We start from the raw sequence: 20,116 nt of genomic DNA, 5'->3' as shown, positions 1-20,116 counted from the left end.
GCGCTTCGCCGCCGGGCCGTCACGCGACGAGGTCCCGGCGGCGCAGGGCCGCGAGTCCGCCGGCGCCCAGGGCGAGCGCGAGCACGGTGAGGAGCACCAGCGGGCCCGGGGTGACCTCCGCGGACGGTGCCTTCGGCAGGTGCGTGAAGACCGACAGGTCCATCACCCAGGGCGAGAGCTTCAACGCCGGCCCGTACAGCCCGATCCCCAGGGTCAGCGAGGCCACGCCCCAGCTCGCCACCGCGGCCTTGGGGACGGCGCCGTACAGCAGGAGCGCGACCGCCGCCACGCACCAGACCGCGGGCAGTTGCACCAGGGCCGCGCCCGTCAGCCGCGCCATCTGGTGCCCCGCACCGCCGGTCGTCGCCCCGTAACCGAGGCCCATGGCGAGCCCGGACACCAGCAGGAGCAGCACGGACCCGCCCGCGGCGAGCAGCGTGTGGCTCATGGCCCAGCGGACCCGGCCGACACCGGTGGCGAGGACGGGTTCGGCACGGCCGGAGTTCTCCTCGCCCTGGAGCCGCAGGACGGCCTGGACGGCGTAGAGCGCCGCGATCATGCCCATCACGCCGCTCATCGAGGCGAGATAGGAGTCGACGAGGCCCGACGCGCCGCCCATGTCGCGGATGACGTCCGCGAGTCGGTCGTTGCCGCGCACGAGGTCGGTGGCCCCGTCGGCCAGGGCGCCCAGCGTGGCGCCGCCCACGGCGAAGCCGAACGCCCAGCCCCACAGGGAGCCGCGCTGCAGCCGCCAGGCCAGGCCCTGCGCACCGCGCAGCCGGGGACCGGCCGCTGCGGGTCCGGGACGGGAGGGGATCAGGGAGGCGTCGATGTCCCGCCGGGCGACCAGGGCGTACGCGAGGGCGACGAGCCCGGCGACCCACGCGACGAACAGCCCCGGCACCCACCAGCGTTCGCCGCCGTAGGGTCGTATGTTCTCGGCCCAGCCGAGCGGCGAGAACCAGGTCAGCGTGCCGGAGCCGCCGTCGCCGGCGGCGCGCAGCAGGAAGGCGAGGCCGAGCACGGCGCCGCCGATGCCCCGGGCGGCGCGGGCACTCTCGGTGAGCTGCGCGGCGACCGCGCCGACGGCGGCGAAGGCGCAGCCCACGCCCGCGAAGGCACATCCGAAGGCCAGGGCCCCGAGCGCGCCGTGCCCGAGCAGCCCGAGGGTGACGAGGACGCCGAGCGCGACGGAGGCCCCGAAACCGGTGACCAGGGCCGCGGCCAGCGGCGCCCGGCGGCCGACGGCACCCGCGCCGACGAGCTCCAGCCGGCCCGCCTCCTCTTCCTCGCGGGTGTGCCGGACGACCAGGAGCACGGCCATCAGCCCGGCCGCGGCGGTGCCGAAGGCCATCGTGCGCCAGGCCGTCAGCCCGCCGATGCCGGTGTCGAAGACGGGTCCGTACAGCGCGCGGAGCGAGGCGTTGCCCGCGGTGCTCGCGGCCACTTCGGCACGCTTGGCGGCGGTGTCGTACAGCGAGCCGAAGGCGGAGGCGGTGGAGACGACGAGCAGGGCGATCGGCACCGTCCACGCCGGGATCATGATCCGGTCGCGGCGGAGCGCGAGGCGGGTGAGCACCGCCGTGCCGGCGAGCGCGTCCGGCCGGTTCACCGCGCCGCCTCCGTCACGACCGCGTCGTCGTCCGTCTCGTAGTGCCGCAGGAACAGCTCTTCCAGCGTGGGTGGCGTGCTGGTCAGGCTGCGGACCCCGGCCTCGCTCAACTGCCGGAGCACCGCGTTCAGTTCACCGGCGTCGACCTGGAGCTTCACGCGGCTGCCCTGGATGTCCAGGTCGTGCACACCGGGCAGGGCGGCCAGGGCGTCGGCCGGTCCGGCGAGCTCGGCGGTGACCGAGGTGCGGGTGAGGTGCCGCAACTCGGCCAGGCTCCCGGTCTCGACGGTGCGTCCCTTGCGGATGATGCTCACCCGGTCGCACAGCGCCTCGACCTCGCTGAGGATGTGACTGGACAGCAGCACCGTGCGGCCGCGGTCGCGCTCCTCCCGGACGCACTCGCGGAAGGCCTCCTCCATCAGCGGGTCCAGCCCGGAGGTGGGCTCGTCGAGTATCAGCAGCTCCACGTCGGAGGCGAACGCGGCGACGAGCGCGACCTTCTGCCGGTTGCCCTTCGAGTACGCGCGGCCCTTCTTCGTCGGGTCCAGCTCGAAGCGCTCCAGCAGGAGGCGCCTGCGCGCCTCGTCCAGCCCGCCGCGCAGCCGCCCGAGCAGGTCGATGACCTCGCCGCCGCTGAGATTGCGCCAGAGCGTGACGTCACCGGGGACGTAGGCCAGTCGCCGGTGCAGCGCGACCGCGTCCCGCCACGGGTCCCCGCCGAGCAGCTGGGCGGCCCCGCCGTCCGCACGGAGCAGCCCGAGCAGGACGCGGATGGTCGTGGACTTCCCCGCCCCGTTGGGCCCGAGGAAGCCGTGCACCTCACCCGTCTCGACGGCCAGGTCCAGGCCGTCCAGTGCGTGCGTGCGGCCGAAGGACTTGTGGAGTCCGGCCACACTGATTGCCTTCGTCATGGTTGTGAACGTACAGTACGTTCACAAATTTGTGAAGTTAAGGAACTGTATAAACTTCAGGCGGGAGGCGATAGCGGTGGCAGAGGGATCCTTCGAGCCGATGACGTTCGTCGAGCGGTTCGCGGCGGAACTGGTCGAGGCCGGCATGCAGCGCATGGCCGCCCGCGTCTTCGCGGCGCTGCTCGCCTCCGACACCGGGATGCTCAGCGCCGCCGACCTGGCCGAACGCCTGCAGGCCAGCCCCGCCGCGATCTCCGGCGCGGTCCGCTACCTCTCGCAGGTCGGCATGCTGACGCGCGAGCGCGAGCCCGGCTCCCGGCGCGAGCGCTACCGGGTGCACAGCGACCAGTGGTACGAGACCTTCACCCGCCGCGACCGCATCCTCGCCCGCTGGGAGGGCACCCTCCGCGACGGCATCGCGGAGGTCGGTCCCGACAGCCCCGCGGGCCGCCGCATCGCGGAGACCGCCGCCTTCTTCGACTTCCTCCAGAAGGAGATCGTCGACCTGATGGACCGCTGGCGCGAGCACAAGTCGGAACTCCGCGAGAACGGGCTCCTCTAGAAGGACCGCGGCACCGTCAGCCGCCAGGCGGCCGGCATCACCGTCCAGGTGCGGCGGCGGACCGGGCCCGCGCTCGTCGCGTCCGCCGTGTAGCGGAAGTCCCGTCCGGAGACGGTGACCGTGCGGGCGTGCACCGGGCCGGCCGGGGCGGCGCCGTCGCGGCGGACGAGGACCTCGGCGAGGCCGGGGGCGGCCATGGAGACCGACACCTCCTCGACGCAGTCGTCCAGGTCGGCCAGGACGACCCCGTCGGCCTCGACGCGCAGCCGCTGGACGCCTCGCATGGCGAGCCCCGTGGGGTGCCCGTGCAGGCTGAACGTGCGGGCCAGCGAGCGGGCGCGCCGCTCGACGGGCATCAGCCACGCCGGGGTCGCGGAGGAGATGCGCAGGGCGCCCAGCACGATGCCGCCGCTGTCGTCGAGCAGGAGGTCCAGTTCCCGTTCGGCCCCGTCGAGCACGGCACGCGCCGCGTTCACCGCGCCGCCGGGCACGCCCAGTGCCCGGGCCAGCGCGGTGCTCCGCCCGACCGGCACCAGTCCGACCACCGCCTCGCCCAGCGCCCGCGCCCCGTACAGCGCCCGTACGGTGCGCAGCAGCGCCGCGTCGTCGCCCACCACGACCGGGCGCCGCCGCCCGCGGTGCTCCAGCGCCCGTACGGCCTCTTCCTCGGACTCCGGGAGCGCGATCTTCACGGAGGGCGATCCCCCGCACAGCACATCCTTCGCGATGCGTACGGATTCGCCGTCCATGACACGGGCGGCAGGGTCGATGACCACGAGCAGGGGCTGCCCGACCGGTCGCTGAGCCGACACCTTGGTCCTTCCTCAGGTAACATCTCGGTGCAAGAGCCCCTTGCGCTGCCTTGCGCCAGGGGCTTCGTCTATTCCGGGGCACCGGTCCGACCGCTCTCCCCGCCATGGGGAGCCACGTTGGACATGCCCCGCCCGGAAGGGGTGTACGCCTGTGCCCGCACTTGTGCTGCTCGGTGCTCAGTGGGGTGACGAGGGCAAGGGGAAGGCCACCGACCTGCTCGGTGGTTCCGTGGACTACGTGGTGCGCTACCAGGGCGGCAACAACGCCGGCCACACGGTGGTCGTCGGTGACCAGAAGTACGCGTTGCACCTTCTGCCCTCCGGAATCCTCTCGCCCGGGTGCACCCCCGTGATCGGCAACGGCGTCGTCGTCGACCCGGCGGTCCTGCTCTCCGAGCTGAGCGGGCTGAACGAGCGCGGCGTCGACACGTCGAAGCTCGTCATCAGCGGCAACGCTCACCTGATCACGCCGTACCACCAGACCCTGGACAAGGTGACGGAACGCTTCCTCGGCAAGCGCAGGATCGGCACCACCGGCCGCGGCATCGGTCCGGCGTACGCCGACAAGATCAACCGCGTGGGCATCCGGGTGCAGGACCTGTTCGACGAGTCGATCCTGCGGCAGAAGGTCGAGGCCGCGCTCCACGACAAGAACCAGGTCCTGGTCAAGATCTTCAACCGCCGGGCGATCAGCATCGACCAGGTCGTCGAGGAGTACCTCGGCTACGCCGAGCAGATCAAGGACTACGTCGCGGACACGACGTTCCTCCTCAACTCCGCCCTCGACGAGGGCAAGGTCGTGCTCCTGGAGGGCGGCCAGGGCACCCTGCTGGACGTCGACCACGGCACGTACCCCTTCGTGACATCGTCCAACCCGACCGCGGGCGGTGCCTGCACGGGCTCGGGCATCGGCCCCACCAAGATCAGCCGGGTCATCGGCATCCTGAAGGCGTACACCACCCGCGTCGGCGCCGGCCCCTTCCCGACCGAGCTGTTCGACGAGGACGGCGACGCGCTGCGGCGCATCGGCGGCGAGCGGGGCGTCACCACCGGCCGTGACCGCCGCTGCGGCTGGTTCGACGCGGTCATCGCCCGGTACGCGACCCGGGTCAACGGCCTGACCGACTTCTTCCTCACCAAGCTCGACGTGCTGACCGGCTGGGAGCGCATCCCGGTCTGCGTCGCCTACGAGATCGACGGCAAGCGCGTCGAGGAACTGCCGTTCAGCCAGACCGACTTCCACCACGCGAAGCCGGTCTACGAGACGCTGCCCGGCTGGAGCGAGGACATCACCCAGGCCAAGACCTTCGCCGACCTGCCGAAGAACGCGCAGGCGTACGTGAAGGCCCTGGAGGAGATGTCGGGCGCCCCGATCTCCGCCATCGGCGTCGGCCCCGGCCGGACCGAGACGATCGAGATCAACTCGTTCCTGTAGCCGGACCGGGCGGGCGTGCCGTACAAGCTGTCGGCACGCCCGCCCACCGTCATACAGGGTGCCAATGGGAGGTCGCCCGGGCGTCTGCTTAGCCTTGGGGCCATGACCCCTCCTTACGCAGACCCCGAGACCGGCGCCGCCGTGAAGGCCGCCGACCGTGCGCACGTCTTCCACTCCTGGTCGGCGCAGGACCTGATCGACCCGCTGGCGGTCGCCGGGGCGGAGGGCGCGTATTTCTGGGACTACGACGGCAACCGCTACCTGGACTTCACCAGTGGCCTGGTGTTCACCAACATCGGGTACCAGCATCCGGCGGTCGTCGCCGCGATCCAGGAGCAGGCCGCGAAGCTCGTCACGTTCGCGCCCGCGTTCGCCGTGGAGGCGCGCTCGGAGGCCGCCCGGCTGATCGCCGAGCGCACCCCCGGGGACCTGAACAAGATCTTCTTCACCAACGGCGGCGCCGAGGCCGTCGAGAACGCCGTACGGATGGCCCGGCTGCACACCGGCCGTCCCAAGGCGCTCTCCGCCTACCGCTCGTACCACGGCGCCACCTCCGCCGCGATCAACCTGACCGGTGACCCGCGCCGCTGGCCGTCCGACAACGGCTCGGCCGGCGTCGTCCACTTCTGGGCGCCGTTCCTCTACCGCTCGCCGTTCCACTCGGAGACCGAGGAGCAGGAGCGCGACCGCGCGCTGCAGCACCTGGAGGACACGATCGTCTTCGAGGGACCGCAGTCCGTCGCGGCGATCGTGCTGGAGACCGTGCCGGGCACCGCGGGCATCATGGTGCCGCCGCCCGGCTACCTGGCGGGTGTCCGCGCGCTCTGCGACCGGTACGGCATCGTCCTGGTCCTGGACGAGGTCATGGCGGGCTTCGGCCGCACCGGCGGCTGGTTCGCCGCCGAGCACTTCGACGTCGTCCCCGACCTGCTGACCTTCGCCAAGGGCGTGAACTCCGGTTACGTGCCGCTCGGGGGTGTCGCCATCAGCGAGGAGATCGCCGCGACCTTCGCCACCCGCCCCTACCCCGGCGGGCTCACCTACTCCGGGCACCCGCTGGCCTGCGCCGCGGCCGTCGCCACGATCGGGGTGATGGAGGACGAGGGCGTGGTCGCCCGGGCCGCCGCGCTCGGCGAGCACACCCTCGGCCCCGGGCTGCGCGAGCTGGCCGGGCGCCATCCGTCGGTGGGCGAGGTGCGGGGCCTGGGCGCCTTCTGGGCGCTGGAGCTGGTGCGCGACCGGGAGACCCGCGAGCCGCTGGTCCCCTACAACGCCTCGGGCGAGGCCAACGCCCCCATGGCGGCCTTCGCGGCGGCCTGCAAGAAGAGCGGGCTGTGGCCGTTCGTGAACATGAACCGCACCCACGTCGTGCCCGCCTGCAACATCACCGAGGCCGAGGCCAAGGAGGGCCTCGCGCTTCTCGACGCGGCCCTGTCCGTCGCCGACGAGCACACGCGCTGAACCCGACCGGCCGCGCGTGACCCGTGCCACAGGCGCGGGCCACCCGCGGCCGGCCCTCGCATAGGGTGAGGCGCATCCAGGCGCACGCACATCCGAGGGAGGCACCGGGCATGCGGGATGGTGCAGATGCAGGCGGCCCCGTCAGACGGAGCAGTCTGCGCCAGCAGATCGCCGACGCACTGCGCGACGAGGTGCTCACCGGCCGCATGGTCGCCGGACGCCACTTCACCGTGAAGGAGATCGCCGAGCTGTACGAGGTCTCCGCGACCCCCGTGCGCGAGGCGCTGGTCGACCTCGCCGCGCAGGGGCTGCTGGAGGTCGAGCACCATCGCGGCTTCCAGGTCCGCCGCTTCACCGACTCCGAGTTCCGCTCCATGGTGGGGGCCCGCACCCTGGTCGTGGAGGGCATCTTCCGCCGGATCGCCGCACGCGGCATGCGCGAGGTCGAACCCGCCGCGCTCGCCTCCGTCCGGCGCCGTGCCGAGGCCGCCGCGCCGGCCGCCCGCGCCGGTGAGCTGGACGTGCTCATCGGCCACGACATCCGCTTCTGGCGGGAGCTCACCGCGCTGGCGGGCAACGCCCACGTCGCCGAGTTCCTGGACCGGATCCGCATGCAGACCTGGGCGTACGAGGTGCCCTTCCTGCGCGCCCGCACCTCTCTGGCGGGGGTGTGCTGGGCGGACCACGTGGAGCTCGTGGGTGCCGTGGAGGAGCGCGACCCGGAGACCGCCCAGCGGATCATGGAGGAATTCAACGACCACTCTCTCGGGCTGATGCGTCGGCCCCCCGGGCCCTAGCCCACTACGCTGGCCCGACCACGCACGGAAGGACTTGGAGCGCCTGTGGCCTGCGACTTGTGGCTGGTTCCCCTGGTGGACGTGCTCTGCCACAGCCCGGACAACCCGTTCGCCGAGGAAATCGCCCGCTACGACAAGGTTCTGAGCGACGCCGGTCTGCCTCCGGTGCCCGTCTACAGCTACATGCCGGGACTGTCCGGCGACGTCGCGCCGGTCGCCGGGTTCGACTACGACGCACTGCACTTCCTGCGCCGCGCGTACCTGCTGCACATCCAGGGCCTGGCCGTCACCCCGGTCGACGAACTCGGCGGGGACTACGAGCAGTTGCTGGAGATGTTCGAGACCACCGCCCAGCAGTCGCACCTGGTGTGGCACTACGACCACGCCGGCGCGTACGTGCCGCTGGACTTCCCCTTCCCCCTGGTCAACGACGAACTGCTGGAGGGCGGCGGCCCACTGGGCTCGGCCCACGGGCTGCTGCGCGAGCTGGACTTCGTCGCGCCCGTCATCGGCATCGACCCGCTCAACCCGCCGCCCCCGCCGGTGCCGCCGGCCGGGCCCACCGATCTGGAGGAGCCGGCCGCCGCGCCCGCCCCCGACGGCGGCGGTCCCTTCGCGCGGGAACGGCACGTGTGGCTGGGGCTGCACGCGGCGGCCACCCGCTCGCTCGGCCAGGGCTCGATGATCGTCTTCAGCTAGCGTCCCCCGGGGCGTTGTTCAGCCCGCGCGGGGCCCCTCCGGGGGCCGCTGGCGCGGCATGTTCGGCCGGCCGCCCGGCAGCAGCGGGAACCGCCCGCCGGTGCCGGGCGCACCGCCCTCCGGGCTCCGCGCGCCCGAACCCCAGGTCAGGGACTGCGTACGCAGCGGGGCGCCACCGGCCCGGAAGTCCAGCATCCAGTCCGCGGTCTCGGACCGTACGAGCTCCGAGACGTCCTCGGAGAACCGGCGCAGCACCGACAGGCAGCGCTCGGCCGCCTCGGCCGCGGTGCCCTCGGTGGGGCCGAGCACCTCGCGCACGGACTCCGACGCCCAGTCGTAGCGCAGCGCCTCCAGGCGCCGCTGCACGGCCTGCGCGGTGGCCACGTCGCGCATCCACCCGGCGGTCAGCCCGAGGTGGCGGTCCAGGCCGACGCAGACGACGGCCAGCAGCAGCGCGGCGTACGCCCAGCGGTCGCGGACCCCCGCGCCGGTCACGGCGAGCACGGCGCCGGAGGTCGCGGCCAGCGCGGCCGCGATCCGCAGCCCCCTGGCCCACAGCCGCTTGCGCACGCGGTCGGCGAGGTACCACTCGACGGTGCGCACCGCCTCGGCCTCGGCCCAGCGGTAGAGCTCCTCCAGCCGTTCCGCCGGCTCGCCCCAGTCGCCCAGCGGGAACGAGGGCGCCCGAAGGTCCTCCCGCTGCCGGTGGAGCGCCCGCCGTTTCGGTTCCTCCCGAGGTACCTCCTCGGGATACATGTCCGGCTGGCTCACCTGCACGCTCCCTCGCGACGTCGATGACGGAGCCCCCTTCTTACCGCCGAACGGCTGAGCTTGCGAAGTGGATGAGGGTAATTCCGCCCTTACGAGGGGCTTGATCAGGTATGGGACCGCACAGGCAGCACCCGAACGAGTGACGCCGCCGCTGCCGGGCGACGGGCCCGGCGTGCGACCGGCGGCGGGAGGGGCACGGGGGAGCCGGTGCCCAGCCGATACCCTTGCGCCGTGAACGTCCTTGTCATCGGCGGCGGTGCCCGCGAACATGCCCTGTGCCGCGCTCTGTCCCTCGACCCCGACGTGGTGGCGCTGCACTGCGCCCCCGGGAACGCCGGCATCGCCGAGGTGGCGCGGTTGCACGCGGTGGACCCCCTGGACGGGGAGGCGGTCGCCGAGCTCGCGGTCCGGCTGGAGGCCGACCTCGTGATCGTCGGCCCCGAGGCCCCGCTCGTGGCCGGGGTCGCGGACGCCGTGCGCGCCCGGGGCATCGACACCTTCGGCCCCTCGCGGGAGGCGGCCGCCCTGGAGGGCTCCAAGGCGTTCGCCAAGGACGTGATGGCCGCGGCCGCGGTGCCCACCGCGCGCGCGTACGTGTGCACCACCCCCGCCGAGGTGGACGAGGCGCTGGACGCCTTCGGCGCCCCGTACGTCGTCAAGGACGACGGCCTGGCCGCGGGCAAGGGCGTCGTGGTGACCGACGACCTGGCGGCGGCACGGGCGCACGCCAATGCCTGCGAGCGGGTCGTGATCGAGGAGTACCTCGACGGCCCGGAGGTCTCGCTCTTCGCCGTCACCGACGGCGAGACCGTCGTCCCGCTCCAGCCCGCCCAGGACTTCAAGCGCGCGCATGACGCGGACGAGGGCCCCAACACCGGCGGCATGGGCGCGTACAGCCCGCTGCCGTGGGCCGATCCGCGACTGGTCGAGGAGGTGGAGCGCACGGTGCTCCAGCCGACCGTCGACGAACTGCGCCGCCGCGGCACCCCCTTCTCAGGACTGCTCTACGCGGGCCTGGCCATCACCTCGCGCGGTGTGCGGGTCATCGAGTTCAACGCGCGCTTCGGCGACCCGGAGACCCAGGTCGTGCTGGCCCGGCTCAAGACCCCGCTGGCGGGGCTGCTGCGCGCGGCGGCGAGCGGCCGGCTGGCCGCCTTCCCGGAACTGCGCTGGAGCGAGGGCGCGGCGGTGACGGTCGTGGTGGCGTCCGAGAACTACCCCGGCACACCGCGCACCGGCGACCCGATCACCGGCCTGGACGAGGTGGCCGCCGAGGACGAGCACGCCTACGTGCTGCACGCCGGCACCAAGGCGGACGCCGACGGCCGGGTGGTGAGCGCCGGGGGCCGCGTCCTGTCGGTCACGGCGACCGGGCCGGATCTCACCAAGGCCCGTGACCGCGCGTACCGGGCGGTGGCCCGGATCGGGCTGAAGGGCTCGCACCATCGTTCGGATATCGCGGAAAAGGCCGCCAGGGGCTGAACCCTGGGCAAGGCCACTCCAAGGGGTGATGGCTTGGCCATCCTGCTGACGTGAGCCCGGGGCCCAACTAGGGTGCCGCGCAAGCGCACTGCGAGAACACACCACCACCGCACAATCGGCCCTACCGGCATTGCGGTGTCGGTGTGCGGTGCGACAGTGGGGGCATGCAGTCGCGTCAGCAGCTTGGGGGTGAGCACACCGTTGGCCGGGGAAGCAGGTGAAGGAGTCGCGCGGGCACGCGCGCTGGCCGTCCTGCGTATTCGCAGTACAGCGCTGGCGGTGGCACTGCTGCCCGCCGCGCTGGCGGTCGTGCTGCTGGTCGGCGGTGCGACGGGCCGGATCGTCGGCGAGACCTCCGACATCCTGCGCTGGCTGGTCGTCGCGGGCGCGCTGCTGGTGCTGCTGCTCGCGGGCGGCGTCGCGGCCGTGGTCGTCCGGGCGAGACCGGCGGTGAGTCCGACAGTCGCGGTCACCGAGAAGGCCGCCCCCGACCTGTACCGCATGGTGCGGGACCTCGCGGTGCGCCTGCAGGTGCCGGTGCCCTCCGCGATAGAGCTGACCCCGGACTGCGACAGCTGGCTGGAGGACCGCACGCACGGCACCCGCCGCAAGGCCCCGCCGCAGGCCCCCGCCCTGGTGATCGGCTCGCCCTTCATGTGGTGGATGCGGGTCGCCGAGCTGCGGGCGCTGCTCGCGCCGGTCGTGGCGGGCACGGGCCCGGCGGCCGATCCGGACATCGCCGCGGCCCGCCGCTTCGTGCGCGGGCTGGACGCGGCGGTCGGGGTGGCCACGGCCGCGTACGAGCCCTCGTTCACCGTATGGATACGCAGGCCCGCGTACGGGTTCCTCGGCTGGGTCGCCAAAATGCTGCTGCGCGGCTGCCGGGTGCATGCCGCGGAGATGGAGCGGGCGGTGGCCGGCGCCGCCTCGGAGCGGGCCCAGGCGGTCGACTACGGGCTGCGGATCGTGGCCCAGGAACAGGTGGGCCTCGCCTACGCGGGCTGGGACCGGCTGCTGACCCGGGTGGCACTGCCGGCCTGGCGCATGGGGCGCTGGCCGTCCCGGCTGGACGCGGGCGTGGTGGCGGCGCTGACCGAGCTGTCGCGGCGGGACCGGCTGGCCGAGGGGTTCGAGTCGCGGCTGGGCGAGCGTCCGGCCTGCGACCTGCTGGAGGAACCGGGCACCGTCGACGAGGCCGCCTCGCTGCTGGCGGCCCGGCTGTTCCACGGAGGCCCGCCGCGGCAGGGTCCGGACTGGTCGCCGGTCGCCTGGGACACCTATCCCGAGGAGGTCGTGGACCGCATCTGGCGCAGTGACGCGGCCCGTCTGATCACCGTCCTCGACGAGGTCCACGAGCCGGCGGAGGCGCTCGGGTCCCGGCGGGTGTCCGTTCCCACCGGCGCCGCCGCGGGCCTGCACGGCACTCCCGACCAGCCCGGCCGGGCGACCCTGGCCCGGGTGCTGGACCGGCTCTCCGCGGGCGGCAGCGAGGAACTGGCCGCCCGGATCACCCGGCACGTGGCCCGTGAGGAAGCCGCGCGCGAGGAGACCACCCGCGAGGAGGCCGCCGCCCAGGCGGCCGTGGACGGCGCGTTCGCCCCCGTCTACCACCTGCTGCCGCCCCGCACCGGCCGGGAGCTGCTCACCGATCACGTCACGGCGATGGTCTGCTGCGCCGCGGTGGACACCGCGGGCGCGGCCCCCGGCCTGGACTGGCTGGACGGCCCGGCCCTGCTGGTCGGCGGGGTCCGCAGGGGCGACCTGTCCTGGCCGGTGCTCCGGCTCGTGGAGAACGGGGACGCGGCCCCGCTGCGCTCCTGGCTCACGGCCGTGGGCGTGCGTCCCGAGAAGCCGATACGGCTTGTCTGACCGGAAGTTGACCGGGTGTGTCCCGTCGGCATGAATCCCTTTGAATAAAACGCCACGAACAGTGACCGGGACAGCGCATTGTGTGATGTCCTGGACCTGGGCACGCGTACACCACCTCGGGGGACGGCGAGGAGGGGAAGATTCGTGGTGAGGGAGCAGGTCCACCGCTGGCAGTCCGGAGCGCTGGCGCACGGGGTCACCGACCCGTTCGGTCAGGGCCCGGTGCCCTGGCTGCGCGGGGCAGAGCAATATCTGGACGACACCGGTCAGGTCGTCCCCTGGTACGTCGATCTGACCGCGTCCCGCGGTGAGTCGCACGCCGCGCCGCGCGTCCCGGGACCCCGTTCCGCGGACGACGTGCGCTGTCAGATCAAGGGCTTCGCCACCGGCGCCTCCGTGGCCCCGGGCGACGCGATCGACTTCCGGGTCACGGTCGACCCGCCGCAGAGCTACAACGTCGACGTCTACCGGATCGGCCACTACGCCGGGGACGGCGCCGCCCAGGTGGGCACCAGCCCGCGGCTGTCCGGCATCGTCCAGCCGTCGCCGCTGACGGCGGGCCGCACGGTCTCCTGCCACCACTGGTGGCAGTCCTGGCGGCTGCAGGTCCCGTCGCACTGGAACCCCGGCGCCTATGTGGCCGTGCTGACCACCCAGGACGGCTACCGCAGCCACGTCCCCTTCACCGTGCGCGACGACCGGCCGGCCGATCTGCTCCTCCTGCTGCCGGACGTGACCTGGCAGGCGTACAACCTCTACCCCGAGAACGGCAGGACCGGCGCCAGCCTCTACCACGCCTGGGACGAGCAGGGCCGGCTGCTGGGCGAGGCGGAGGCCGCGGTCACGGTCTCCTTCGACCGGCCGTACGCGGGCGCCGGGCTGCCGCTGCACGTGGGCCACGCCTACGACTTCATCCGCTGGGCCGAGCGCTACGGCTACGACCTGGCCTACGCCGACGCCCGCGACCTGCACGCGGGCAGGATCGATCCTTCCCGCTACCGGGGGATGGTCTTCCCCGGCCACGACGAGTACTGGACCGTCCCCATGCGGCGCGCCGTCGAGGCCGCCCGGGACGGCGGCACCTCGCTGGTCTTCCTCTCCGCCAACACCATGTACTGGCAGACCGAACTGGGTCCGTCCCCGTCCGGTGACCCCGACCGGCTGCTCAGCTGCCGCAAGCGCCGGGATGCGCCGCCCGGCCGCAGCGCGCTGTGGCGGGACATGGGCGAGCCGGAGCAACTGGTGCTGGGTGTGCAGTACGCGGGCCGGGTGCCCGAGCCGTCCCCGCTGGTGGTGCGCAACGCCGACCACTGGCTGTGGGAGGCCACCGGCGCGGGCGAGCGCGACGAGATCGAGGGCCTGGTGGCCGGCGAGGCGGACCGCTACTTCCCGCGCACCCAACTGCCCGGCTGCACCGAGCGCATCCTGCTCGCGCACTCCCCGTACGAGGACTCCGCCGGGCGCCGGGTGCACCAGGAGACCTCCCTGTACCGGGCGCCGTCCGGGGCGTACGTCTTCGCCTCCGGCACCTTCGCCTGGTCCCCCGCGCTGGACCGCCCCGGCCACGTCGACGAGCGGGTGCAGCGCGCCACCGCCAATCTGCTGGACCGCATCTGCAAACACGGCTGAGACCCCCGCGTCGCGCCCTCCCGGGCGGTGTGCGGGAGAATCGGGAGCCGAACCACCGATCGGGGAGGCCCCATGTCCGGATTCGTCGAGAAGCCCGAGCCGGTGCAGGTGCCCGGACTCGTGCACCTGCACACCGGCAAGGTGCGCGAGCTGTACCAGAACGAGGCCGGCGAGCTGGTGATGGTCGCCAGCGACCGGCTCTCCGCGTACGACTGGGTGCTGCCCACCGAGATCCCGGACAAGGGGCGTGTGCTGACCCAGTTGTCCCTGTGGTGGTTCGACAAGATCGCCGACCTCCTGCCGAACCACGTGCTGTCCACCGAACTCCCCGCGGGCGCCCCGCCGGAGTGGGAGGGCCGCACGACCGTCTGCAAGTCGCTGAGCATGGTCCCGGTCGAGTGTGTCGCCCGCGGCTACCTGACCGGCTCGGGTCTGCTGGAGTACCGGGCCGACCGCACGGTGTGCGGGCTGGCGCTGCCCGAGGGCCTGACCGACGGCTCCGAGCTGCCCGCGGCGATCTTCACCCCCGCCACCAAGGCCGCGGTCGGCGAGCACGACGAGAACGTCAGCTACGAGGAGGTCGCCCGCCAGGTCGGCGCCGACACCGCCGCCGCACTCCGCCAGGCGACCCTCGCGGTCTACTCGCGGGCCCGTGACATCGCCCGTGAGCGCGGCATCATCCTGGCCGACACCAAGTTCGAGTTCGGCTTCGAGGGTGAGACGCTGACCATCGCCGACGAGGTGCTGACCCCCGACTCGTCCCGGTTCTGGCCGGTCGACGAGTGGGAGCCGGGCCGGGCCCAGCCGAGCTACGACAAGCAGATCGTGCGCGACTGGCTGACCTCCGCCGAGTCCGGCTGGGACCGGCGCAGCGAGCAGCCCCCGCCGGCCCTCCCGTCGCACGTCGTGGAGCGGACCCGGACCCGGTACATCGAGGCGTACGAGCGCCTCACGGGCCAGAGCTGGTAACCGCCTGCCGCCCACGCGGGCCCCGGCCGTTCCCGGCCGGGGCCCGTTGCCGTTCCGGCGGCGCTCCGTTCACCCGTCGATCCTTCGTCCACAGGCTGTGGACAGAACATCGGTCGGGGCCGACACGGCGTCAGCGGTACGCCGCCACGGGCGGGTCGCCGGGCGCCGGCCCCGGACGCCCGCCGCCGTCAGCGCCCGGCCAGGTCCGGACCGAGCCGCAGCTCGTGGGACAACCACCGCTCCAGGGGGCTCAGCGGCACCTCGGGGCACAGGCGTTCCGGATGCCCGGGTGGCGGCCCGGCGCGGCGGCACGTCTCCTGCCGGCCGTCGATCGCGAAGTACAGCTCGCCCAGCGCTACCAGCTCCCTGGCGAGGACCCGGCAGACGGCCCGCAGGGCCTCGCCGGCGGACGCCCGGAGGGACTTGCGCATGGGGAACCTCCTGATCGGGCACCCCGGCCGCGGTGGGCGGCGTGCGGTGCGCGGTGCCGTCAGGATCGGCGCCGCGCACCGGTGACCGCACCGCGACACGCTCGGACGGGGCGCCGCGTCCCCCTCCCGGAAGCTCCCGGGGAACGAAGAAGGCCCCGGTCTGATGACCGGGGCCTTCTTTTCACGAGCGGACGACGAGGCTCGAACTCGCGACCTCAACCTTGGCAAGGTTGCGCTCTACCAACTGAGCTACGTCCGCATGCCCCGCGCTTTCCCGTGCGGTGCGTCCTCCACTATAGCCAACCCGGGGAGTGCTCGGCACGCACCACGCCCTGTCGTTTCACCGTGGTGTGTGCCGCCGGCCGCTCCGGTGTGGGTCGTCCGCCGCGCGCCGCCGGCCCGCGTGCGGCGGACAGCCGTCAATTCCCCAGCCCGGCAACGGTCTCGGGCCCGCGCCCCGGCGGGTCCGCGCATCCGCTCCCGCCCGGCGCGGCCGCGCCGTCCCGCCGCGATGTGGGGACCGTCACACGGGCGGCGAAGCCCGGAAAGGCGGACGGATACGAAGAAGGCCCCGGTCGAATGACCGGGGCCTTCTTTTCACGAGCGGACGACGAGATTCGAACTCGCGACCCTCACCTTGGCAAGGTGATGCTCTACCAACTGAGCCACGTCCGCATGGCGCGACCACTCTACCCGATCGTGAAGACCGGTCGAGCAGTCAGAGCGGGTGACAGGGATCGCACACTGCGCCTTCCCCCTGGAAGGAGGATGTTCTACTACTGAACTACACCCGCGTGATCCGTGAGTCCGGCCTTTCGGCCTCGCCCTCGGCGCGCTTCCGACTCTAGCGGATCAACGGGGGTGGCTGTCCAATCCGTTCGGCCGGGGGCCGGCCGAACGACATCAGTTGGCGGCGGCGTGCGCCTCGTAGACCTTCTTCGGAATGCGGCCGCGCGGCGGCACGTCGAACCCGTTGGAACGCGCCCAGGCGCGGACGGTGGCGGGGTCGGAGGTCAGCGCGGTGTGCTTGTAGGTCTTGCCGAGCCGGCTGTGACGGCGTCCGGCCTCGACGTACGGCGCGAGCGCGGTGCGGAGCCGCTCGGCGTTCCCGGAGGAGAGGTCGATCTCGTAGGACTTCCCGTCGAGGCCGAAAGTGACCGTTTCCGCTGCTTCACCGCCGTCGAGGTCGTCGGAGAGGGTGACCACTACGCGCTGCGCCATGGATGCCGGTCCTTTCATGGAGAAGGCGGGGAACCTGCCTTGGCCCCGTTGTTCTACCGAAGTCGGCGGCCCGGGGTCAATGCTTTCCCTTTTTACATCCGGAAATCTTTTCCCGGGAGCGCGCCCGGAGAATTTCTTCGGGTGTCCCCGGGCAATCGGGCCACCCGATATTCCTGGACCATTCCGGCTTATCTACCCGCGTAGACTTTCTGGCAGGGTACGGTTGGGGACATCACCGCAGCACACCACCGGGAGTGACCGTGGCACGCGTCGTAGTCGACGTCATGCTCAAGCCGGAGATCCTCGACCCGCAGGGCCAGGCCGTGCAGCGTGCGCTGCCGCGCCTCGGGTTCGAGGGAATCGCCGACGTCCGCCAGGGCAAGCGTTTTGAGCTCGAACTGGAGGGTCCGGTCGACGACGCCGCCCTCGCCCGTATCCGCGAGATGGCCGAGACCTTCCTCGCCAACACCGTGATCGAGGACTTCAGTGTGAAGGTGGAGTCGTGACGGCACGCATCGGCGTCGTCACCTTCCCCGGCACCCTGGACGACCGGGACACCCAGCGCGCCGTGCGCCTGGCCGGCGCCGAACCCGTCGCGCTCTGGCACCGTGACAAGGATCTCCACCAGGTCGACGCCGTCGTCCTCCCGGGTGGATTCAGTTACGGCGACTATCTGCGCGCGGGGGCGATTTCCCGCTTCTCGCCCGTGATGGACTCGATCATCGCGGGCGCCAAGGACGGTCTTCCGGTCCTCGGTATCTGCAACGGCTTCCAGGTGCTCACCGAGACGCATCTCCTGCCGGGCGCGATGTTGCGCAACAATCACCTGCACTTCATCTGCCGGGACCAGAAGCTGGTCGTCGAGAACAACACGACCTCCTGGACCGCGGATTACGAGCAGGGCCAGGAGATCAGCATCCCGCTGAAGAACATCGACGGCCGCTACGTCGCCGACGAGCACGTCCTGGACGAGCTGGAAGCCGAAGGCCGCGTGGTGTTCCGCTACGCCGACGGCAATCCCAACGGTTCGCTGCGCGACATCGCCGGCGTCACCAACGCCGCGGGCAATGTCGTCGGCCTGATGCCGCACCCCGAGCACGCGGTGGAGTCCCTCATCGGGACGGGGCGCACCGACGGCCTCGGATTCTTCACCTCGATCCTCAAGAAGCTGGTCACCGCATGAGCCGCACTCCTCTGGACACGGTCGAGAACGCGGCCGTGACCCCCGATGTCGAGCTGCCCTGGGCCGAACTCGGCCTGAAGAAGGACGAGTACGAGCGCGTCGTCGAGATCCTCGGCCGCCGCCCCACGGGCGCCGAACTCGCCATGTACTCCGTCATGTGGTCCGAGCACTGCTCGTACAAGTCCTCCAAGGTGCACCTGCGCCAGTTCGGCGAGAAGGCCCCGCAGTCCGACGCCCTCCTCGTCGGCATCGGCGAGAACGCGGGCGTCGTCGACGTCGGCCAGGGCTACGCCGTCACCTTCAAGGTCGAGTCGCACAACCACCCCTCGTACGTCGAGCCCTACCAGGGCGCGGCCACGGGCGTCGGCGGCATCGTGCGCGACATCATCGCGATGGGCGCGCGGCCCGTCGCCGTCGTCGACCCGCTGCGCTTCGGCGCCGCCGACCACCCCGACACCAAGCGCGTCCTGCCGGGCGTCGTCGCGGGCATCGGCGGCTACGGCAACTGCCTGGGCCTGCCCAACATCGGCGGCGAGGTCGTCTTCGACGCCTGCTACCAGGGCAACCCGCTGGTCAACGCCGGTGCCATCGGCGTGATGCGGCACGAGGACATCCACCTCGCGAAGGCGTCCGGCGCCGGCAACAAGGTCATCCTCTACGGCGCCCGCACGGGCGGCGACGGCATCGGCGGGGCCTCCATCCTGGCCTCGGAGACCTTCGACGACGCCAAGCCGTCGAAGCGTCCGGCCGTCCAGGTCGGCGACCCCTTCCAGGAGAAGCTGCTCATCGAGTGCACCCTGGAGGCCTTCCGGGAGAAGCTCGTCGTCGGCATCCAGGACCTCGGCGCCGCCGGACTGTCCTGCGCCACCTCCGAGCTCGCCTCCAACGGCTCCGGCGGCATGCGCGTCACCCTCGACGACGTACCGCTGCGCGACTCCACGCTCTCGCCTGAGGAGATCCTCATGAGCGAGTCGCAGGAGCGCATGTGCGCGGTCGTCGAGCCGGAGAAGGTCGCCCGGTTCCTGGAGATCTGCGAGAAGTGGGACGTCATCGCGACCGTCATCGGTGAGGTCACCGACGGCGACCGGCTGGAGATCTTCTGGCACGGCGGCAAGATCGTCGACGTCGACCCGCGCACCGTCGCCCACGAGGGCCCGGTCTACGAGCGTCCCTACGCCCGTCCGTCGTGGCAGGACGCGCTCCAGGCCGACGACGCGAACAAGCTGCCCCGCCCGGCGACGAGCGAGGAGCTGAGGGACCAGGTCATGCGACTGGTCGCCTCCCCGAACCAGGCCTCCAAGTCCTGGATCACCTCCCAGTACGACCACTTCGTGCAGGGCAACACCGTGCTGGCCATGCCCGAGGACTCGGGCATGATCCGCGTCGACGAGGAGACCGGGCTCGGCGTCGCCATCGCCACGGACGGCAACGGCCGCTACGCCAAGCTCGACCCGTACACGGGCGCGCAGCTCGCGCTCGCCGAGGCGTACCGCAACGTCGCGACGACCGGCGCCAAGCCGCTGGCCGTCTCCGACTGCCTGAACTTCGGCTCGCCCGAGGACCCGGCCGTCATGTGGCAGTTCGCCGAGGCCGTGCGCGGTCTCGCGGACGGCTGCCTGCAGCTGGGCACGCCGGTGACCGGCGGCAACGTCTCGCTGTACAACCAGACCGGCGAGGTCGCCATCCACCCGACGCCGGTCGTCGCGGTGCTCGGCGTCATCGACGACGTCGCCCGCCGCACGCCCGTCGCGTTCCGGGAGACGGGCCAGCTCCTCTACCTCCTCGGCGACACCCACGAGGAGTTCGGCGGTTCGGCCTGGTCGCAGGTCGTCCACGACCACCTCGGCGGGCTGCCCCCGAAGGTCGACCTGGAGCGCGAGCGGCTGCTCGGCGAGATCCTGATCTCGGGCTCCCGGGACGGCATGGTCGACGCGGCCCACGACCTGTCGGACGGCGGTCTGGTGCAGGCCGTGGTCGAGTCGTGCCTGCGCGGCGGGAACGGCGCGCGGCTCGTGGTGCCGGACGGTCTGGACCCGTTCGTCTTCCTGTTCTCGGAGTCCGCCGGTCGGGCGATCGTCGCGGTGCCGCGCAGCGAGGAGCTCCGCTTCACCGACATGTGCGGCGCGCGCGGTCTGCCCGCGACCCGCATCGGTGTCGTGGACGGCGAATCGGTCGAGGTGCAGGGGCAGTTCACGATTGGGCTGGACGAACTGCGCACGGCGCACGAGGGCACCATCCCGGCGCTGCTGGGCTGATCACAGGGCGCTGCCGA

Annotated in this window: 18 protein-coding genes and 3 tRNA genes; 12 read left to right on the top strand and 9 right to left on the bottom strand. The window is 72.5% G+C overall.

Going from position 1 to position 20,116, the window contains the following annotated elements:
* Positions 1-19 precede the first annotated feature (19 nt).
* Both ACFYXS_RS18855 and ACFYXS_RS18850 read right to left on the bottom strand, forming a co-directional pair.
* Complete coding sequence (locus tag ACFYXS_RS18855) at positions 20-1,543, bottom strand: ABC transporter permease (RefSeq protein WP_389249884.1); 1,524 nt, start codon at positions 1,541-1,543, stop codon at positions 20-22.
* 65 nt (positions 1,544-1,608) lie between these two features.
* Positions 1,609-2,523: an ATP-binding cassette domain-containing protein gene (locus tag ACFYXS_RS18850; RefSeq protein ID WP_389249384.1), complete on the bottom strand. Its 915-nt coding sequence runs from the start codon at positions 2,521-2,523 to the stop codon at positions 1,609-1,611.
* A 70-nt stretch (positions 2,524-2,593) separates the two neighbouring features.
* On the opposite strand from ACFYXS_RS18850, the gene ACFYXS_RS18845 reads away from it, so the two are divergent.
* Positions 2,594-3,085: a GbsR/MarR family transcriptional regulator gene (locus tag ACFYXS_RS18845; RefSeq protein WP_389249882.1), complete on the top strand. Its 492-nt coding sequence runs from the start codon at positions 2,594-2,596 to the stop codon at positions 3,083-3,085.
* Here the strand turns inward: ACFYXS_RS18845 and ACFYXS_RS18840 are convergent.
* Positions 3,082-3,897, bottom strand: a complete 816-nt coding sequence (locus ACFYXS_RS18840) for a diacylglycerol kinase (protein WP_389249382.1) — start codon at positions 3,895-3,897, stop codon at positions 3,082-3,084. The genes ACFYXS_RS18845 and ACFYXS_RS18840 overlap by 4 nt on opposite strands.
* 151 nt (positions 3,898-4,048) lie before the next feature.
* Between ACFYXS_RS18840 and ACFYXS_RS18835 the strand changes: the two genes are divergently transcribed.
* The 4 genes from ACFYXS_RS18835 (at position 4,049) to ACFYXS_RS18820 (ending at position 8,289) form a co-directional block, all read left to right on the top strand.
* The gene (locus tag ACFYXS_RS18835) at positions 4,049-5,332 is read left to right on the top strand and encodes an adenylosuccinate synthase (protein WP_384285382.1); all 1,284 of its coding nucleotides are present in this window, start codon (positions 4,049-4,051) and stop codon (positions 5,330-5,332) included.
* 102 nt (positions 5,333-5,434) lie between these two features.
* Positions 5,435-6,793, top strand: a complete 1,359-nt coding sequence (locus ACFYXS_RS18830) for an aspartate aminotransferase family protein (protein ID WP_389249380.1) — start codon at positions 5,435-5,437, stop codon at positions 6,791-6,793.
* 110 nt (positions 6,794-6,903) lie between these two features.
* Positions 6,904-7,590, top strand: coding sequence for a GntR family transcriptional regulator (locus ACFYXS_RS18825; RefSeq protein ID WP_389249378.1), 687 nt, complete (start codon positions 6,904-6,906; stop codon positions 7,588-7,590).
* Between the two features lie 45 nt (positions 7,591-7,635).
* Positions 7,636-8,289 (top strand): hypothetical protein, encoded by a 654-nt coding sequence (locus ACFYXS_RS18820; RefSeq protein WP_389249376.1) that lies wholly within the window; start codon positions 7,636-7,638, stop codon positions 8,287-8,289.
* An 18-nt stretch (positions 8,290-8,307) separates the two neighbouring features.
* Here the strand turns inward: ACFYXS_RS18820 and ACFYXS_RS18815 are convergent, their stop codons facing one another.
* On the bottom strand, positions 8,308-9,060 hold the full coding sequence (locus tag ACFYXS_RS18815) for an SLATT domain-containing protein (protein WP_389249374.1): 753 nt from the start codon (positions 9,058-9,060) through the stop codon (positions 8,308-8,310).
* 231 nt (positions 9,061-9,291) lie between these two features.
* Between ACFYXS_RS18815 and purD the strand changes: the two genes are divergently transcribed.
* The 4 genes from purD (at position 9,292) to ACFYXS_RS18795 (ending at position 15,009) form a co-directional block, all read left to right on the top strand.
* Positions 9,292-10,542, top strand: a complete 1,251-nt coding sequence (purD, locus tag ACFYXS_RS18810; protein WP_389249372.1) for a phosphoribosylamine--glycine ligase — start codon at positions 9,292-9,294, stop codon at positions 10,540-10,542.
* A 201-nt stretch (positions 10,543-10,743) separates the two neighbouring features.
* Positions 10,744-12,411, top strand: a complete 1,668-nt coding sequence (locus tag ACFYXS_RS18805; protein ID WP_389249880.1) for a hypothetical protein — start codon at positions 10,744-10,746, stop codon at positions 12,409-12,411.
* A 144-nt stretch (positions 12,412-12,555) separates the two neighbouring features.
* Positions 12,556-14,040 (top strand): N,N-dimethylformamidase beta subunit family domain-containing protein, encoded by a 1,485-nt coding sequence (locus ACFYXS_RS18800; RefSeq protein ID WP_389249370.1) that lies wholly within the window; start codon positions 12,556-12,558, stop codon positions 14,038-14,040.
* Positions 14,041-14,112: 72 nt separating this feature from the next.
* The gene (locus tag ACFYXS_RS18795; protein WP_389249368.1) at positions 14,113-15,009 is read left to right on the top strand and encodes a phosphoribosylaminoimidazolesuccinocarboxamide synthase; all 897 of its coding nucleotides are present in this window, start codon (positions 14,113-14,115) and stop codon (positions 15,007-15,009) included.
* 188 nt (positions 15,010-15,197) lie between these two features.
* Here the strand turns inward: ACFYXS_RS18795 and ACFYXS_RS18790 are convergent, their stop codons facing one another.
* From ACFYXS_RS18790 to ACFYXS_RS18770, 5 genes are all read right to left on the bottom strand, one after another.
* Positions 15,198-15,440 (bottom strand): DUF6059 family protein, encoded by a 243-nt coding sequence (locus ACFYXS_RS18790; RefSeq protein ID WP_389249366.1) that lies wholly within the window; start codon positions 15,438-15,440, stop codon positions 15,198-15,200.
* Positions 15,441-15,626: 186 nt separating this feature from the next.
* A tRNA-Gly gene (locus ACFYXS_RS18785) sits at positions 15,627-15,699 on the bottom strand.
* Positions 15,700-16,042: 343 nt separating this feature from the next.
* A tRNA-Gly gene (locus ACFYXS_RS18780) sits at positions 16,043-16,115 on the bottom strand.
* 47 nt (positions 16,116-16,162) lie between these two features.
* Positions 16,163-16,234, bottom strand: a tRNA-Gly gene (locus ACFYXS_RS18775).
* Positions 16,235-16,343: 109 nt separating this feature from the next.
* Positions 16,344-16,661 carry an Lsr2 family protein gene (locus ACFYXS_RS18770; protein ID WP_319660269.1) on the bottom strand — a complete coding sequence of 106 codons (318 nt, stop codon included), beginning with the start codon at positions 16,659-16,661 and terminating at the stop codon, positions 16,344-16,346.
* A 260-nt stretch (positions 16,662-16,921) separates the two neighbouring features.
* Here ACFYXS_RS18770 and purS point away from each other — a divergent pair, with 260 nt between their 5' ends.
* The 3 genes from purS to purL are packed head-to-tail and all read left to right on the top strand — an operon-like array spanning position 16,922 to position 20,099.
* On the top strand, positions 16,922-17,167 hold the full coding sequence (purS, locus tag ACFYXS_RS18765) for a phosphoribosylformylglycinamidine synthase subunit PurS (protein WP_319660270.1): 246 nt from the start codon (positions 16,922-16,924) through the stop codon (positions 17,165-17,167).
* Positions 17,164-17,844 (top strand): phosphoribosylformylglycinamidine synthase subunit PurQ, encoded by a 681-nt coding sequence (gene purQ / locus ACFYXS_RS18760; RefSeq protein WP_389249363.1) that lies wholly within the window; start codon positions 17,164-17,166, stop codon positions 17,842-17,844. Before purS ends, purQ begins: the two co-directional genes overlap by 4 nt.
* Positions 17,841-20,099 (top strand): phosphoribosylformylglycinamidine synthase subunit PurL, encoded by a 2,259-nt coding sequence (purL, locus tag ACFYXS_RS18755; protein WP_389249361.1) that lies wholly within the window; start codon positions 17,841-17,843, stop codon positions 20,097-20,099. Before purQ ends, purL begins: the two co-directional genes overlap by 4 nt.
* Positions 20,100-20,116 lie beyond the last annotated feature (17 nt).

The sequence above is a fragment of the Streptomyces sp. NPDC002574 genome (assembly GCF_042889545.1).
GTDB lineage: Bacteria > Actinomycetota > Actinomycetes > Streptomycetales > Streptomycetaceae > Actinacidiphila.
The sequence above is the reverse complement of the archived record's forward strand: the minus strand, read 5'-3'. Positions and strand labels throughout refer to the sequence as shown.

Coding starts and splice junctions, on each gene's coding strand:
- ACFYXS_RS18825 (WP_389249378.1), top strand. CDS start 6,904: ATGCGGGATGGTGCAGATGCAGGCGGCCCCGTCAGACGGAGCAGTCTG.
- ACFYXS_RS18830 (WP_389249380.1), top strand. CDS start 5,435: ATGACCCCTCCTTACGCAGACCCCGAGACCGGCGCCGCCGTGAAGGCC.
- ACFYXS_RS18770 (WP_319660269.1), bottom strand. CDS start 16,661: ATGGCGCAGCGCGTAGTGGTCACCCTCTCCGACGACCTCGACGGCGGT.
- ACFYXS_RS18790 (WP_389249366.1), bottom strand. CDS start 15,440: ATGCGCAAGTCCCTCCGGGCGTCCGCCGGCGAGGCCCTGCGGGCCGTC.
- ACFYXS_RS18855 (WP_389249884.1), bottom strand. CDS start 1,543: ATGATCCCGGCGTGGACGGTGCCGATCGCCCTGCTCGTCGTCTCCACC.
- ACFYXS_RS18850 (WP_389249384.1), bottom strand. CDS start 2,523: ATGACGAAGGCAATCAGTGTGGCCGGACTCCACAAGTCCTTCGGCCGC.
- ACFYXS_RS18795 (WP_389249368.1), top strand. CDS start 14,113: ATGTCCGGATTCGTCGAGAAGCCCGAGCCGGTGCAGGTGCCCGGACTC.
- purL (WP_389249361.1), top strand. CDS start 17,841: ATGAGCCGCACTCCTCTGGACACGGTCGAGAACGCGGCCGTGACCCCC.